At 51.2% G+C, this 14,984-nt stretch carries 15 protein-coding genes; 5 read left to right on the forward strand and 10 right to left on the reverse strand.

Going from position 1 to position 14,984, the window contains the following annotated elements:
- Nucleotides 1-103: 103 nt before the first annotated feature.
- From HMJ29_RS09425 to mazG, 9 genes are all read right to left on the reverse strand, one after another.
- Nucleotides 104-1,723, reverse strand: coding sequence for a tetratricopeptide repeat protein (locus HMJ29_RS09425; RefSeq protein ID WP_171591242.1), 1,620 nt, complete (start codon nucleotides 1,721-1,723; stop codon nucleotides 104-106).
- A gap of 50 nt (nucleotides 1,724-1,773) precedes the next feature.
- On the reverse strand, nucleotides 1,774-2,739 hold the full coding sequence (locus tag HMJ29_RS09430) for a PstS family phosphate ABC transporter substrate-binding protein (protein WP_171591243.1): 966 nt from the start codon (nucleotides 2,737-2,739) through the stop codon (nucleotides 1,774-1,776).
- Entirely contained in the window at nucleotides 2,723-2,977 is a 255-nt protein-coding gene (locus tag HMJ29_RS09435) for a hypothetical protein (protein ID WP_171591244.1), read from the reverse strand. The genes HMJ29_RS09430 and HMJ29_RS09435 overlap by 17 nt, the downstream gene beginning before the upstream one ends.
- Nucleotides 2,978-3,195: 218 nt before the next feature.
- Entirely contained in the window at nucleotides 3,196-4,023 is an 828-nt protein-coding gene (locus HMJ29_RS09440; RefSeq protein WP_171591245.1) for an energy transducer TonB, read from the reverse strand.
- A gap of 209 nt (nucleotides 4,024-4,232) precedes the next feature.
- Nucleotides 4,233-5,066, reverse strand: coding sequence for an energy transducer TonB (locus HMJ29_RS09445; RefSeq protein ID WP_244678944.1), 834 nt, complete (start codon nucleotides 5,064-5,066; stop codon nucleotides 4,233-4,235).
- A complete protein-coding gene (locus HMJ29_RS09450; RefSeq protein WP_171591246.1) occupies nucleotides 5,063-5,590 on the reverse strand; it encodes an ExbD/TolR family protein in 528 nt (175 codons plus the stop codon). The genes HMJ29_RS09445 and HMJ29_RS09450 overlap by 4 nt, the downstream gene beginning before the upstream one ends.
- Before the next feature lie 11 nt (nucleotides 5,591-5,601).
- Nucleotides 5,602-6,186, reverse strand: a complete 585-nt coding sequence (locus HMJ29_RS09455; RefSeq protein WP_244678945.1) for an ExbD/TolR family protein — start codon at nucleotides 6,184-6,186, stop codon at nucleotides 5,602-5,604.
- 114 nt (nucleotides 6,187-6,300) lie between these two features.
- Nucleotides 6,301-7,167, reverse strand: coding sequence for a MotA/TolQ/ExbB proton channel family protein (locus HMJ29_RS09460; protein ID WP_171593297.1), 867 nt, complete (start codon nucleotides 7,165-7,167; stop codon nucleotides 6,301-6,303).
- A gap of 281 nt (nucleotides 7,168-7,448) precedes the next feature.
- Complete coding sequence (gene mazG, locus HMJ29_RS09465; RefSeq protein ID WP_171591248.1) at nucleotides 7,449-8,288, reverse strand: nucleoside triphosphate pyrophosphohydrolase; 840 nt, start codon at nucleotides 8,286-8,288, stop codon at nucleotides 7,449-7,451.
- Nucleotides 8,289-8,454: 166 nt separating this feature from the next.
- On the opposite strand from mazG, the gene glmM reads away from it, so the two are divergent.
- The 4 genes from glmM (at nucleotide 8,455) to HMJ29_RS09485 (ending at nucleotide 12,591) form a co-directional block, all read left to right on the forward strand.
- Nucleotides 8,455-9,843: a phosphoglucosamine mutase gene (gene glmM / locus HMJ29_RS09470; protein ID WP_171591249.1), complete on the forward strand. Its 1,389-nt coding sequence runs from the start codon at nucleotides 8,455-8,457 to the stop codon at nucleotides 9,841-9,843.
- Between the two features lie 178 nt (nucleotides 9,844-10,021).
- Nucleotides 10,022-11,173, forward strand: a complete 1,152-nt coding sequence (locus HMJ29_RS09475) for a cysteine desulfurase family protein (RefSeq protein WP_171591250.1) — start codon at nucleotides 10,022-10,024, stop codon at nucleotides 11,171-11,173.
- 215 nt (nucleotides 11,174-11,388) lie between these two features.
- Nucleotides 11,389-12,036 carry a hypothetical protein gene (locus HMJ29_RS09480; protein WP_171591251.1) on the forward strand — a complete coding sequence of 216 codons (648 nt, stop codon included), beginning with the start codon at nucleotides 11,389-11,391 and terminating at the stop codon, nucleotides 12,034-12,036.
- A gap of 66 nt (nucleotides 12,037-12,102) precedes the next feature.
- Entirely contained in the window at nucleotides 12,103-12,591 is a 489-nt protein-coding gene (locus tag HMJ29_RS09485) for a PRC-barrel domain-containing protein (protein WP_171591252.1), read from the forward strand.
- Nucleotides 12,592-12,657: 66 nt separating this feature from the next.
- On the opposite strand, the gene hemH is transcribed toward HMJ29_RS09485, so the two are convergent.
- Nucleotides 12,658-13,704 (reverse strand): ferrochelatase, encoded by a 1,047-nt coding sequence (gene hemH, locus HMJ29_RS09490; protein WP_171591253.1) that lies wholly within the window; start codon nucleotides 13,702-13,704, stop codon nucleotides 12,658-12,660.
- Nucleotides 13,705-13,937: 233 nt separating this feature from the next.
- Here hemH and era point away from each other — a divergent pair, with 233 nt between their 5' ends.
- Nucleotides 13,938-14,837 (forward strand): GTPase Era, encoded by a 900-nt coding sequence (gene era / locus HMJ29_RS09495; protein ID WP_171591254.1) that lies wholly within the window; start codon nucleotides 13,938-13,940, stop codon nucleotides 14,835-14,837.
- The last annotated feature ends 147 nt before the right edge of the window (nucleotides 14,838-14,984 follow it).

The raw sequence follows: 14,984 nt of genomic DNA on the forward strand, positions 1-14,984 counted from the left end.
AGCAGGTAAGCTAGGCCACTTACCAAGTAATAGCTTAGAGTTGGGTAAACACAAAAAAGCCCCGCCATAAACTAATGGCGGGGCTTTTCTATAAGAAAGCGAATTACTTACGCTTAGCCGGAGCTTTGGTAGCTGGCTTGTTGATTTCGCTCACAGCTGTTTTGGCTTGCTGATCAGCGGGGTCAAGCACAAGCACCTGCTGCCAGTAGGGCAATGAGGCGGCTTTGTCGTTCTTAGTGAACAGGTAATAAGAACCCAAGTACTTGTTAGCTTCGATCAGGCCAGTCTTATACTTGGCAGCATCGGCACCAGAGGCCACTTCAATGTATTTCTCGTAGTAAGGCTTAGCCAGCCCTTGCTTAGAGTCTTTATCGAGGTTGGCATTAGCACGAGCACGCATCTGGTAGCCAGGAACGTACGTGGGACGCTCCGTGAGAACCATGCCATAAAGGCTATCTGCCTGTGCATACTGGTCGTTGAGCTCGTAAGCGCGGGCTAGGTATACCTTATCCGTTAGCTCACCACCATCGTTCGCTTTCATACGAGCACGGTAGGTTGCAATGGCATTGGGGTAATCTTTGGCTGCAATGTAAGCTTGGGCAAGCTCATTCTGCAGCTCAGAAGCTTTCTTCGGATCAGCATCAATAGCCTTCTTAATGATGGCAGCACCTTCAGTTGTCTTACCGCTCTTAATAAGCATCTTACCGTAGTACACGTTGTCTTCGGTGATTACTTTATTGCTGGCGTTAGCAATCTGCATGTACTTCTGCATGGCGGCTAGTGCCTCCTCGTTCTGGCCCTGCTCATACAACGAGTAAGCCTTCAAACGATTCATGGTCAAATCGTTGGGGTTGGCGGCTAAAACCTTGTTGATTTCAGTCAAGGCCTCGGGGTACTTCTTGGTCAGGTACAGGAACGACGCGTACTTGGCATCCGTGTTCGTAGACTTCTCCGCCAACGAGGTAAACTTCTGGAACTGTGCCAACGCATCGTCGTAACGACCAGCAAAGTAGTAGGTCTCAGCCAGAGCGTTATAAGCAGGAGCATAGTTAGGATCTATGCTGATAGCCTTGTCGAGGTTAGTTTTGGCCTCGTTGTAAGTCCGGGCGCGCATATTGAGCTGGCCTTTCCGAACGTACGCTTTCACGTTGTTAGGATCTGCCATAGTGGCACGTTCGTAGCTGTTCATTGCCTCGCCGCCACCTTGCTCAGTCTTGAGATAGATGTCGCCACGAGCAATCATTAGCGTGGGGTCATCTTTTCCCTTGTTGAGTTTCTGCGCAGCATCTACGTACGTGAGAGCCTTTGTGATATCCTTGATATCAGACTCAGCGTAGGCCTGTGCAATCATTGTATAGACCTTGGCATCTTTGCCTTTAGAGGCCTTTACAGCGCTGTCAAACTGAATTTCGGCTTCAGCAGTTTTGCCTTTGGCCAAGGCTGCACGGCCAGCTGCTATCAGCGTAACAGGGTCTTTCTGATTCAGCGAAATACGGTTGAAGTAGTAGGCTGCCGAGTCAGGCATGTCACGCAACTGGTACAGACGACCTAACTCAAAGTTCGACTCTGTTGAGCCACCTTGCTTAAGCAGCGTAGAGCGGGCCTCACCGTAACGCTCCAAATCAAAAGCCCGTTGGACACTTGAGGTATTCTGAGCGAGTGCGGCAGAGCCGGAAACAGACAAGGCAGCGAGGAGCGTTAGCTTCCAGGGCTTGAAGTTCATGAGCAAGAGGATTAGTGAAAAAGCGTGTGGAACGGAAAGGGGTAAAAAGGCTATTGAGATTTAACTTCAATAAGTCTCACTTGGCCAGTGGCAGGCATTAAGCCTGATTTCAGCATTATGAGTTGTCCTTTGTTACCAGCAATAAAGGATGCAAAACCGGTGCCAAGTCCTGCGCGAGCCTCTCGGCTGATAACATAAAGCTCTCGGCGCAACGGATAAGTCTTCTGGGCTAAGTAGGCCTGGTAAGGCTGCACGTAGTCGTCGGGAGTGGAGCCGGTTGGTTTAGAGCTCACACCCACAACGCGTACTCGATTCAAAAATTTCTGCACGGAAGCATCATCCCGGTCACTGATCCAGTTGACACCAATGACGCCAATAGCGTTTGGATGAGTAGCAACGTAATCTATGAGCGCTGGGTTCGATTTCGAAGCAAAAGCTGCTTTAGTCAGGGCTGCACCACGCGTTACGGAGTCTTGCACAAAACGTGCGGTGCTGGAGTTGTTATTGTCAAAGACAATAGTAATAGGGCCAAGCTTGTTTTTGCTGCTCACCTGAGCCCACTGCTGCTGCTGGCCCGTAAATATGCCCCTCAGTTGCGCTACCGTTAAGAGCGAATCAGGGTTACTGGGATGTACAATGATGGCCACACCATCAACCCCAATTTTTATGGTGCGAGGTGAAAGCTGGAGTCTCTCAAGCACCCCTTTCTCCTGGGCAGTAAGGTCACGTGATACCACCGCCAACCTCGTACTATCAGCCAGAAACGACTGAATCACCTGCTGCTCGGGCTTGTATACCGCTTGAATATGCGCGCCGGGATATAGCTTTTGAAACGTATCGACCTGGGATTTCAGAATAGGCTCAAACGTCTCATCCACCCCTACCCGTATCGACCCGCTGGTAGGAGTATCGGTGGCCGAGGTGGTAGAAGAGGATCCACCGCCGTTGCAAGCTGCCAGTAGCCCGCTCAGCGCTAACATAGCACCGGCATTACGGAAGTTAGCGTGCATCGTCATGGCGTTTTTTGAAGTGTTGCTGATAAGTGCGAGCAAATCTAATGATTCCGTAAATCACAAAGATGGCTCCGAGCAACTGGCGTTTACCAGTAGAGATGGTAATCACACTAGCCGCTTCCGTCCATAAGAAAATGCCTAGGCCCATATAAATGATGGCCATTACCAGCATGAAGTAATGCGTAAAGCGCTGTTTTGAGCTGGTGCCCAAGCGCTCTTCTGTAGGTGTGAGATCAAGCATACTAGGAAGCAAGGTAAACAGGATGATATTCAACAAACATAATTTATTGGCTTATTTGTTCGAATAAGGATTTACGCCAACGTAGATTTTATAAAAATAGTATCACAAAGGCAGTTCAGCGACGTGTGATTCCGCGGAATCACACGTCGCTGAACTGCCTTTGTGATACTACTCAATGAGACTATTTCTGATGGCTTGACGGAATGCTACTTTCCGCTTTATTCATAGCGGAAAGTAATAGGCAAGGTGTAGCGCACTGGAACTGCCCGGTTGTTCTGGCGACCAGGCTTCCAAGCCGGCATTGCACTGATAACTCGGGTGGCCTCTTCATCAGTGCCGTAGCCTAAGCCTTTCAGAATTTCTACGTCTTTGATGGTTCCGTCTGAATTGACCGTAAAGGCAACAAACACCCGGCCCGAAATGCTGGAGCGCAGAGCTGAAGCAGGGTACCGTAAATGCCGTTGTAAGTATTTAGCTAAGGCAGCCTGACCTCCTACAAAATCGGGCATTTCCTCAACATGGATAAAGGGCTTTACTTCGGCAGGAGCAGTTGGAGTTGCAAAGGTATCTTTACCAGAGCCCACATTAGATACATTCCCTAGGCCAGTACCATCAGTAGCTACTGGACCTACAACTACAGGGCCCTCCACATCAACCGTACTTTGGGGTTTTTCAATAGGAGGCTTGGCAAGCGCGTCGGGCACAACGGTAGGTACCGTTTCTGCCGGGGGGCGCACTACTACTGTTCTTGGCCGTGCCGCTGGTTGAGGGGCTACCTTGTCTTTGGGTAAAGTAATGTCCTGCAGCTCAATAATGGGCGGCGGTAATTCAATGATACCCGGAGAAACAGTTTTGCTAGGCCAGAAGTGCTGAATCAGAATGGGGAAGGCAATGAGCAACGCTGTGAGCGCAGTGGCCAACAGCACGGCCGTGTATAAGTGGCGGCCATAAATACGGCGTAGTACATAAGCGCCATACGCTTTGTTGCGCCCTTCAAAGACAATGTCGTCGAGGGAGAGGAGTGGGGTGTGCGTGGTGTTGGTCATGGCTATATAGATAAAGTGAACAATGGCCTATGCAATTCCCCAAGCCAGAACCCCCTGCAATGTCTATACGGCTACCCGCTGGCTTTCAATGATTGAACGAGTATAGTTTACTATATAGTATGTCAGCCGACTATTTTTTATACAAAAAATCCCCGAACCAAGCAGCCGCTCGATTCGGGGACTAATTTATTTCTGACTGTAACCAGAAATTATTTGATAGCAAACGTTACTGGTACGGTGTAGTAAACTGGTACTGCACGACCGTTCTGCTTACCTGGCGTGAACTTCGGAAGGTTTTTGATAACGCGGAGCGACTCTTCGTCGCAGCCAGCACCAATACCTTTTTGAACTTCAGCGTTCGTAACGGAGCCATCGGCACCTACCACGAACTTGATGAACACGCGACCTTCAACCTGGTTGCGAAGAGCCATTGCAGGATACTTGATGTTCTTACCAATGTAAGCCAACAGGGCTTCCGTGCCACCGGGGAAAACCGGCATCTGCTCTACGTAGGTGTAAGGCTTGCTTTCAACTACTTCTTCTACCGCCTTAGTGCCTTCACCGGGTTCCAAACCAGCCAAGTCAGCTGGGTTATCGGTGTTGCCCTTCACGGTCACTGTAGCTACCGTTTTCTCTTTCAGATCTTCCTGGTCAGGAATCTCTTCCACCTTTTTCACTTCCTCGTCCTTCTTCACAACGGGAGGAGTAAACTTTACAGTGGTGAGTTTGGGCGGCGGCGGTGGTGGCGCGTCTGGTGGCGGCGGTGGTGGGGGTGGGGGCTTTGTAGCATCCAACGGAGGTGCTTCCATAAGCTCGTTCACCTTCAGCATCTTGTCGTCTACTACTACTTCCTCTTTCTTCATCATGCGCGCCACAAGTGGGAACGCAATCATTAAAGCAAAGAAAGCAACCGCAAGAAGAACTGCACGGGTTACGTGCTTACCATACACCCGCCGGATTACGTAGGCTCCATAGGCCTTATTGCGACCTTCGAAGACGATGTCGTCGAGGGAAGCCTTGGCCAACTGCGTGTTGTCCATCATAACCCTGAGTTTTTAATCAGATCTTGATCCGCTTTCGAAATGTCAACCAACGCATATTTCTTTTGGTCGGTAATGTTCATTTCGTCGAGGATGTCGACCATATTCTTGTAGTTCGAGTTGTCGTCGGGCTTAATCAGTACCACAGTACCGGGGTTAGCCCGCCGACGGTCTAGCAACGTTTTACGAATACCATTGGCATCGTAGCTGCTCAACTTCAACTCTGGCTTCGTGGTAGCATCCAGTAAGCCTTCGTAATAGTAGATCTTGTTGTTCTCACCCAGAAGAACCGTAAAAGCATCAGATGCTTTTAGTACTGTTGGGTCTTTGTTCGGCTCCTTTTCCTTCACAGGCATGGTTACCTGCATTACGGTAGGCTTGCTGAACGTAGTGGTGAGCATGAAAAAGGTGAGGAGCAGAAAGGCCAAGTCCACCATGGGAGTCATGTCGATTTTGGTCGACATTTTCTTGGCCCGCTTCTTTCCACCTTTTCCGCCACCGGAGGCTTGTTGTTGGATTTCTGCCATGTCTGTGCGGGTTAGTTACCGGCCACCGGTTTGGTTTCGAGGTCGGTAATTAGGTTGAACCGGTTAATGTTCTTGTCCTGCATCAGGCTGATGACTTTCTTCACAGTTGGTACGTCCGCATTACCATCACCTTTAATGGCGATATAAGCGGGCTTACCAAATTGCTTACGGCTAAGCGACTGTGCGGTGACAATCCATTCGATAAGCTGGTTATTAAGCGAATCGGAAGGAATACCTTCCTGCTTGACCGACTTACGCTGTTCGCTATCCAGGTTGAGGAGAGCGGGCAGCTTTTCGATGGGAGTGCCGAAGCTAGAAGCTACGCCTCGGAAGGCTTGAACCTGGGGAGCGGTAAAGCTTACCCCGTATTTGGCTCCAACCTGCTTGAGCAAATCAGCCTTAATCTCATCATCATCCATTCCGAAGAATACCCGCTTGTCTTTGTCAACCGCAATGGTGATTACGTGCGACTCGGGCAAACGAATTTCTGATGTTGAGGAAGGCGTGTCCACCACTACCGCCTCTTCCGGGGCAAATTTCGTGGTGAGCATGAAGAAGGTCACCAGCAGGAAGGCCAAGTCTACCATCGGAGTCATATCCAACGACGGTGACGTTCTATGAGGCTTTACTTTGGGCATTGCTGGTGTAGTTAAGTGGCTTAATTCGGAAACGAATGAACCTGTGTATTAGTGCACTGCTGCACTAAGTAATTACACAGTGGTGTTGTGTTCAGTCGCGCCGTGCTGGGCCGAGAAGGTCTGGATGATGCTGAAGCCAGCCTCGTCAATGCTATAGGTCAGCTCGTCAATCTTGCTAGTGAAGAAATTGTAAGCAACAATAGCCAGAGCCGAGGTGCTGATACCCAGAGCAGTGTTGATAAGGGCTTCCGAGATACCGTTAGCCAGACCTACTGCGTCAGGAGCACCACCTTGTGCCAGAGCCGAGAAGGCCTTGATCATACCCAGTACCGTACCAATCAGACCTACCAGCGTAGCGATAGAAGCCAGGGTAGAGATGATAACCAGGTTTTTCTCCAGCATTGGCAGCTCCAGAGCCGTCGATTCTTCGATTTCCTTCTGGATAGCCAGTACTTTCTGGTCTTTCTCCATGTGACGCTCACGAGCCATCTCCTGGTATTTCACCAGACCAGCTTTTACTACGTTAGCTACCGAACCTTTCTGCTGATCGCAGGCGGCAATAGCACCCGTGATGTCATTCACGTTCAGTTTCTGACGGATGGTACGTACGAACGCTTCAATGCTCTTGCTGCCTTTTGCACGGCCCAGGGTCAAAGCACGCTCAATAGAGAAGATGATTACGCACAGGAACATGGTAATCAGTACGGGTACTACCGGACCACCTTTGTATACTACACCAAAGTAGTCACCGGGCAGAGGGTTGTTGTCGTGGTTGCCGCCTTGGAAGTGGCTACCGTCACCTAGTACGAAAATGAAAACGACTACACTTACTACAAAAGCCAAAATGATGGCGAGTACGGCAAATAGGGACGAACCACCACCCTTGGCTTCACCTTGCGGCGCAGCAGCAGCGGCGGGCCGAGCCGCGGGCTTGTTCATGGCATTCTTTTGTTCCATTGTTCCGGAGAATTAGTGGGTTGTTGGTGAAAGGTTGAAGTTGACTGTGAAAAAGTGAACAATTGGTCTGACAAGCCTACAGACAGTGAAGCCCCGCTCACCCTCACGCTCGACCAAAAAAGGTCTTAAAACATGGGTCTGCTCGTGTGCGGGGCCTGTTCCAAAAGTAGGGCTAGCCTTGGCAAACCTAAGTAAAAACATGTGTGCCGCCAAATGAAAAATGGCTTTAGAAGCTTTTAAACGCTCCATAGCCCGAAAAAAGGCTATTTTATTGCGGTATCCTCAGGTGGAGTAATTGCCAATTTTTTGGCTTGCTCCCAGTAACGATCCATCTGCGCAAGAGTTAAGTCTTTTAGACTGTGGCCATCACGAGTAGATTCAGTTTCAAGGTATTGAAACCTTTGGATGAATTTTCGATTGGTACGTTCCAGCGCCTCTTCCGGGTTAATGCCGGCATGGCGGGCAAAATTTATCAGAGAAAAAATTAAGTCTCCAAATTCAGCAGTGGCCCGCTCCTGATTGATAGTTGCAGGATCAGATTGAGCAAATTCTTCAGAGAATTCGGTTAATTCCTCCTGCACTTTGGCCCACACCTGCTCAGATTTTTCCCAATCAAAGCCTGCCCCCCGGGCTTTTTCCTGTATACGCATCGCCTTTACGAGAGCGGGTAACGACACAGGTACGCCCCCTAGTACAGATGTGTTTCCTTTTTCCTGGAGTTTCAGCTGCTCCCAGTTACGTTTAACGTCTTCTTCTGTTTCGGCTTGGGTATTTCCGTAAATGTGCGGGTGCCGAAAAATAAGCTTTTCACACTGGGCATTTAAGACATCAGCAATATCAAATGCGCCTTGTTCACTGGCAATCTTGGCGTAAAAAGTCAGATGGAGCATTACGTCGCCTAACTCCTTTTTAAGGTCTGGCAAATCATTACGCAGAATAGCATCGCCCAGCTCATAGGTTTCTTCAATGGTGAGGTGGCGCAGGCTTTGTAGCGTCTGTTTCCGATCCCAGGGGCACTCCGCCCGTAAACGGTCAAGCACATCGAGAAGGCGACCAAAGGCGGCTAGCTGCTCCGCCCGTCGAGTGGCATTAGTGTATTCCATTAAGCCAAATATACATTTTATCAAGCTTACACTAAATCCAGTCCTCCAGCTTACCATCACCCCTAGCGCTCTGGTACTGGGTATGGGCAGCCCGGCCTAGCAGAACTTTCGTAGGGAAAGCAGGGGGCATTGCCTACTTTTGCGCATTCCTAAATAGATAAGAACTGTGGCATTAATAAAATCAATTTCGGGTATCCGAGGAACCATTGGCGGTGTGGCCGGTGATGGCTTAACGCCCATTGACGTGGTGAAATATGCCGCGGCATTCGGAACGTGGGTTCTAAATCAAACCGATAATAATACGATTGTCATTGGTCGGGATGCTCGCCTATCTGGCGACATGGTTAGCCGGTTGGTTTCCGCCACGCTGCAAGGCTTGGGCATTCATGTGATAGATTTGGGGCTAAGCACCACCCCTACGGTTGAAATGGCAGTTCCCGCGAAGCAGGCGGGCGGCGGTATTATTTTAACGGCTTCGCACAACCCAAAGCAGTGGAATGCTCTGAAACTGCTTAACAGCAAGGGCGAGTTCATATCTGATGAGGATGGCAAGCTGGTGCTTGCGCTTGGTGACTCTGAGGCATTTGATTTTGCCCCCGTTACCAAGCTAGGCCACTATACCACTGACGATACATTCTTGCAGGAGCATATTAGCGCTATTCTGCAATTACCCTTAGTAAATAAGGAGGCAATTAAGGCCCGCAATTTTCGGGTGGTAGTTGATGCGGTGAATTCAACGGGTGGCTTTGCTGTACCTATGCTGCTAGAAGCATTAGGGGTAGAGGTAATTGAGAAGCTGTATTGTGAGCCCACCGGAGATTTTGCGCACAATCCCGAGCCGTTACCCGAGAACCTGCGTGATATTTCCCGCATTCTGGCCAAAGGCGGCTTCGATGTGGGGATTGTAGTTGACCCCGACGTTGACCGCTTGGCGCTGGTAAATGAGGACGGCACTATGTTCGGGGAGGAGTACACCCTGGTAGCCGTGTCTGACTACGTTCTGCAGCAGAATGGCGGTGGCAATACGGTGAGCAACTTAAGCAGCACCCGTGCCCTGCGCGATGTAACGGAGAAGCACGGCGGAAGCTACGCTGCTGCTGCCGTGGGCGAGGTGAATGTGGTGAACAAAATGAAGGACACCAACGCTGTGATTGGGGGCGAAGGAAACGGCGGTATCATTTATCCGGAACTGCACTATGGCCGTGACTCATTGGTGGGTATTGCCTTGTTCCTGAGTCACCTGGCAGCTACTGGGCTAACCATGACGCGCCTGCGGGCAACGTATCCCAACTACTTCATTTCTAAGAATAAGATTGAGCTGACGCCCGAAATCAATACCGATGAAGTATTGGTGCAAATGCAGAAGCGCTACGCCAAGCAGCCCATCAACACAATTGATGGCGTAAAAATCGAGTTTGATAAAGAGTGGGTACACCTGCGTAAGTCGAACACGGAGCCTATTATCCGTATTTACGCAGAATCAGATTCTAACGCCACTGCTGACCACCTGGCCAATAAAATTATTGGTGATATAAAAGAAATTATCAACCAATAAGTCCTTTAGGGCTTTTTCGGCAAAAGAGGGTTAACAAATAATTGCGGCTGTTGCACATCTCGTAATTATTTGACCAACTACAGTCAACTATCGAAATAAAGGATTCCGGCTACCCCGCTGGAATCCTTTATTTTTGTAAACCTTTCTGCCTATTCCCTTCCGCTTAGCCGTTTTGCCCATGACTGTGTATTTCGATAATGCCGCCACTACTCCCCTGGATCCGGAGGTGCTGGACGCCATGCTGCCTTTTATGCGTGACCATTTTGGTAACCCTAGCAGTATACATGGGCATGGCCGACAGGTGCGGGCGGCAATTGAGAATGCTCGAAAGACTATTGCGCACTTGATTAATGCAGCGCCCGCGGAGATTGTATTCACCTCTTGCGGCACTGAAGCCGATAATTATGCGGCTTTCGGTAGCATTCGTACACTAGGCCTACGTCATGCTATCACCTCACCGCTAGAGCACCACGCGGTTTTGCACACGCTGCAAGCGCTGGAAAAAGCCGGTGATATTCAACTTAGCTACGTGCGGCATGATGAGCAAGGCCGCCTAGACCTAGGGCACCTCGAAGACCTATTAGCTAGCCATCAGGGCCGCACATTTGTGAGCTTGATGCACGCCAACAATGAGATTGGAAATCTGAATGACATCCAGACCATTGGGGAAGTCTGCCAGCGGCACAACGCGGTGTTCCATACCGATACGGTGCAGACGATGGGCCATTACCAGCTGGATGTGCAGAAAATAAAAACTGATTTCCTGGTGGGCTCGGCGCACAAGTTTCATGGCCCAAAGGGAGTGGGCTTTCTCTACCGGCGGTCGGGGGTGCTGGTTGATTCCCTGATTCATGGCGGCTCGCAGGAGCGCAACCAGCGGGCGGGTACCGAAAACGTGTATGGCATAGTAGGCTTGGCCAAAGCCCTGGAAATTGCTTGCCGGGGCATGGCAGAGCATCAGCACCACATTCAGGGATTGAAAGACCGGTTTATTCAGAAGCTGCGGGCTGAGATAGATGGTGTTGCCTTCAATGGTACCTCCGCGGAGGCCGACCATAGCTTATACACAGTGCTGAATGTGAGCCTGCCGCCCTCCGACATGAACGAGATGCTGCTCTTCAACCTTGATATCAACCGGGTATCGGTCTCGGGCGGATCTGCCTGTACAAGCGGCGCCAATGCCGGCTCGCACGTGCTGCATGCGCTGGGAGCTGATCAGAACCGGGGCGCCATCCGGTTCTCCATGAGCAAGTACAACACTGCCGAGGAAGTAGATTACGCCGTAGAGCAGCTGGCGAAAATGTACCGGAAGGAACCCCTAAAAATCTGAGAAAGGCCATGCTTTTACTACCACCGCCCCTATTAGGTAGCACTAATGGGGGCGGTTGTGTTTTGACATAGGTGCGTGCGTGAGCTGAGAATCTAAAACTTCATTGTGAGTAGAAGCAATACGAGGGTACGTACTGCGCGTGGCCTAACCAACGGAGCGCGTATCGTAATCGAGTTGGCATCCGTATCATTGTCCAACTTCTTTTACCCGCTCTCATGGCCGATATCAATATTCAACGAAAAAAGTCTTCTCCTAGCCCGTGGCTCCTTGTTCTGCTCGTATTGCTAGGCCTGGCGGCCGTGGGGTACTATGCTTTCAGAGCCGATAGTGATCAGCCAACCACTGCGCCTGCGGTACCTAGCCTTGAGCCGGCGGCTGACTCCACCACGGGTGCCGAAACGGCGCCTAGGCCTACCAACGATCCGGCCGTAGCAGAAATGGCCACGGAAGAGCCGGGGGGCTCCCCTGAAGAACTGGCTGCCTTCGCCGCTTCTGATGCTACTACCCCTACTTATGGCAGACGTGGCCTAGAGATGCTCATGGCCACTTTGCGTACCCTCGCCGACCGCGACGATTTACGCGACGCCACCGTAAGCGAAAAGCGCGACGACCTTACCAGTGCTACCAGCCGCTTACAGGAGCAGGGCACCAGCTTACGGCCGGGCTATGTAGCCGCTGCTAACCTTATAAAGGCCATGCAGCAAAAAGGCTATCCGGCGCTGGAAACAAAAGCAAATGAGCTGGTAGGCCGGGCCAACGAGCTAACCGGCAGAACCACCAGTCCGCAAGAGCAGCAGCAGGTGCAGGAGTTTTTACGCCGGGCCGCCGATATAGTAGGGGAGATAAGCCAGCCGGCACGCTAAGCATTATTCACCTCACGCATTGTAGCAATGGAAAATACCTCTGAATCTATTCCTTCAAGCGAAGGCATGCACCTACAACGTCTGCGTGATCTGGCTGAGTTTGAGGTTGCCGATAACAGCCCGGATGTGCGCGGCTGGACCGTACGTGGGGGCGACGGGAAACCCTTCGGTGATGTGTATGAACTCATTGTAGAAGTAGAAGCCCTCAAAGTCCGTTATCTGGATGTGGAGCTTTCCGCTGACTTGAAGATCAGCAAATATGACCGGCACATTCTGCTACCCATTGGGGTGGCGGCCATTGATGAGGAAAGCGACAGTGTATTTGTGCCCTCGCTCAACAGCGAAACCGTGCTGCAGTACCCGCCATATAATGAAATCCAGGTAACCCGGGCCTATGAAGAGGCGATGCTCAGGGCCCTGAATTTACCCCTGCCAGCCGCACCGGTTCAGCGGTTCTATGACCAGCCGGGCTATGATGAGCAAACCTTCTATCAAAGCCGTAGGCCAGCATCATCGGATGCGTTTAGGCGCCGCGGCCAGCAACTGAATGAATAAAGCACAAACAAAGGGGCCCGCAGCATAAGTGTTGCGGGCCCCTTTGTTTGTGCTTTATAGGAGAGCTTAGTTCTCCCGAATCATCTCGGCCACCGTGGCTACCCACTGCGGGTGCGAGTTGAGAGAAGGCACAAGCTGCCAATGCTCACCACCGGCCTCCTCAAATATTTCCTTGAACTCTTCGCCTACCTCAATGGTCGTCTCGAGGCAGTCGGCTACAAACGCGGGGGAGAAGGCCAGCACATTTTTGATGCCTTTCGCGGGGAACTCCTTAATTACCTCGTCGGTATAAGGCTGCAGCCATGGGTCGCGGAGGCGGCTTTGCAGGCGGCTCTGGAAGGTAGTGGTATACTGCTCGGGGGAGAGGCCTAGTGCTGCCCCCAATAAGCGTGACGTTTCAAAGCACTGGGCCCGGTAGCAGTAGCGGTTGTTTTTATTGTAGCTGTTGCAGCAGTTGGCCAGTTTGCAGTATCCCTTGTGGCTACCCTTTAGCACGTGGCGCTCCGGAATACCGTGGTAGCTGAATACTACGTGGTCGTAGGTATGTTTCGCCATTTCCTCTTTGCCCAAGGTGGCGAAGGTGCCCGTGAAACCGGGTACATCCACGAAGGTGCTAATGAAGCTGATGCTGGGAACCACCCACCACTTACGCACAATCTCCATTACTTTCTCCTGCACTGAGCCCGTGCTGGCGGCGGCATACTGCGGGAACAAGGGCAGCACAATGATACGGTCTACGGCCGCATCGCGCAGTTGCAGTAGCGCACTCTCAATGCTGGGTTTCTGGTAGCGCATACCAAACGCTACGAGGTAGTCTGGGCCTAGCATTTCCTGCACCAGCTTCTGCAGATCAAGGCCGTGATAGAGCAGCGGGGAGCCGCGTTCCGTCCAGAGCTGCTGATAGATTTTGGCTGATTTAGGGGCCCGCAAGGGTACTACCAGACCCCGAAATAGCGGGTAACGCACGGCGGCCGGCATATCAATCACGCGGGCATCCGTCAGGAATTCATTGAGGTAGCGGCGCACATCCCCCGTCTGGGGCGAGTCGGGGGTACCAAGGTTCACGAGCAGGACGCCAATGCGCCCTTTAGTAGAAGAAGGAGTAGTGGGCATAGAATACTGTAACGCCGTGAGTGGTACTGAGGCGAGCCGTCGGGAACGTAGCAGAACGCAGACTGGTTGCTCTACGGAAGTGCAAAGGTCGCCAACGAATCAGAAATTGCGAGATGACTTTCTTCTTCTCTCAATTTGAGTTACAGACAATCTTGCCTTCACGGATGTTTAGAGCACAGGTGGCCTAGCCGCCGGAAAGTCGTACCTTTGCAGGCCAATTTTCAGATTCTGAAGTGAATACCGAACCAACTCCGCACCGCGCTGGCTTTGTGAGCATTATCGGCAAGCCCAATGTGGGCAAGTCTACGCTTATGAACGCCCTGATGGGCGAGCGGCTCAGCATCGTAACCAGCAAGGCCCAGACCACGCGCCACCGCATTCTAGGCATCCTGAACGGTGATGATTTCCAACTCGTTTACTCCGACACGCCCGGCATTATTCAACCCAAGTATGAGCTGCACAACGCCATGATGTCGTTCGTGTACTCATCGTTGGAAGATGCTGATGTGATTCTGTTCGTAACGGATATCTACGAGAAGCATGATGAGGAGCCGGTGGTAGAGCGTCTGCGCAAAATGGTGGATACACCTATTCTGCTGCTCGTCAATAAAATTGACCAGGCCGATCAGGCCGAAGTAGAAGCCAAGGTGGAGTACTGGCGTGAGCATTTGCCTAATGCCACGCGGGTTCTGCCAATTTCGGCCCTAGAGAAGTTTGGTACCGGCGAGCTGCTGGATCTGATTCTGGGATACCTGCCCGTGCACCCACCGTATTACCCAAAGGATGAGCTAACCGATAAGCCAGAGCGGTTTTTTGCCGCTGAAATGATTCGGGAGAAAATCTTTAAGCTCTACAAAAAAGAGGTGCCTTACAGCTGTGAGGTAGAAATTGAGGAGTTTAAAGAGGATGAAGATATCATCCGGATGCGCTCCATCATTTATGTTGAGCGGGCCAGCCAGAAGGGTATCATTATTGGGCAGCAAGGCGCCGCTTTAAAGAAAGTAGGGACCTGGGCCCGCGAGGAAATGGAGAAGTTCTTTCAGAAAAAAGTATTTCTCGAAATCCACGTGAAGGTCAACGAAAACTGGCGTACCGACCCGAAAGCCCTGAGCCGCTTCGGCTATAATCAATAGCGAAATTGTGAAAGGTGAATGAGTGGTTCGGCAGTACCTGCTAGGCCACTTAACTAGCAGTTCACGTTTCACAGCTTCACCCATTTCCGACCTCACACTCACTTAACTACTCCGGGCACTGCCGAAACTGGTCGGGCCGGCGGCTGG

This window comes from Hymenobacter taeanensis, assembly GCF_013137895.1.
GTDB classification, from domain to species: domain Bacteria; phylum Bacteroidota; class Bacteroidia; order Cytophagales; family Hymenobacteraceae; genus Hymenobacter; species Hymenobacter taeanensis.

Bases quoted from the DNA above. Each gene is read 5' to 3' on its own strand.
- HMJ29_RS09485 (WP_171591252.1), top strand. From the start codon at position 12,103: ATGCACCTACAACGTCTGCGTGATCTGGCTGAGTTTGAGGTTGCCGAT.
- HMJ29_RS09430 (WP_171591243.1), bottom strand. From the start codon at position 2,739: ATGACGATGCACGCTAACTTCCGTAATGCCGGTGCTATGTTAGCGCTG.
- HMJ29_RS09425 (WP_171591242.1), bottom strand. From the start codon at position 1,723: ATGAACTTCAAGCCCTGGAAGCTAACGCTCCTCGCTGCCTTGTCTGTT.
- HMJ29_RS09445 (WP_244678944.1), bottom strand. From the start codon at position 5,066: ATGATGGACAACACGCAGTTGGCCAAGGCTTCCCTCGACGACATCGTC.
- HMJ29_RS09460 (WP_171593297.1), bottom strand. From the start codon at position 7,167: ATGAACAAGCCCGCGGCTCGGCCCGCCGCTGCTGCTGCGCCGCAAGGT.
- HMJ29_RS09450 (WP_171591246.1), bottom strand. From the start codon at position 5,590: ATGGCAGAAATCCAACAACAAGCCTCCGGTGGCGGAAAAGGTGGAAAG.
- HMJ29_RS09455 (WP_244678945.1), bottom strand. From the start codon at position 6,186: ATGACTCCGATGGTAGACTTGGCCTTCCTGCTGGTGACCTTCTTCATG.
- HMJ29_RS09475 (WP_171591250.1), top strand. From the start codon at position 10,022: ATGACTGTGTATTTCGATAATGCCGCCACTACTCCCCTGGATCCGGAG.
- HMJ29_RS09435 (WP_171591244.1), bottom strand. From the start codon at position 2,977: ATGCTTGATCTCACACCTACAGAAGAGCGCTTGGGCACCAGCTCAAAA.
- HMJ29_RS09440 (WP_171591245.1), bottom strand. From the start codon at position 4,023: ATGACCAACACCACGCACACCCCACTCCTCTCCCTCGACGACATTGTC.
- HMJ29_RS09480 (WP_171591251.1), top strand. From the start codon at position 11,389: ATGGCCGATATCAATATTCAACGAAAAAAGTCTTCTCCTAGCCCGTGG.
- mazG (WP_171591248.1), bottom strand. From the start codon at position 8,288: ATGGAATACACTAATGCCACTCGACGGGCGGAGCAGCTAGCCGCCTTT.
- hemH (WP_171591253.1), bottom strand. From the start codon at position 13,704: ATGCCCACTACTCCTTCTTCTACTAAAGGGCGCATTGGCGTCCTGCTC.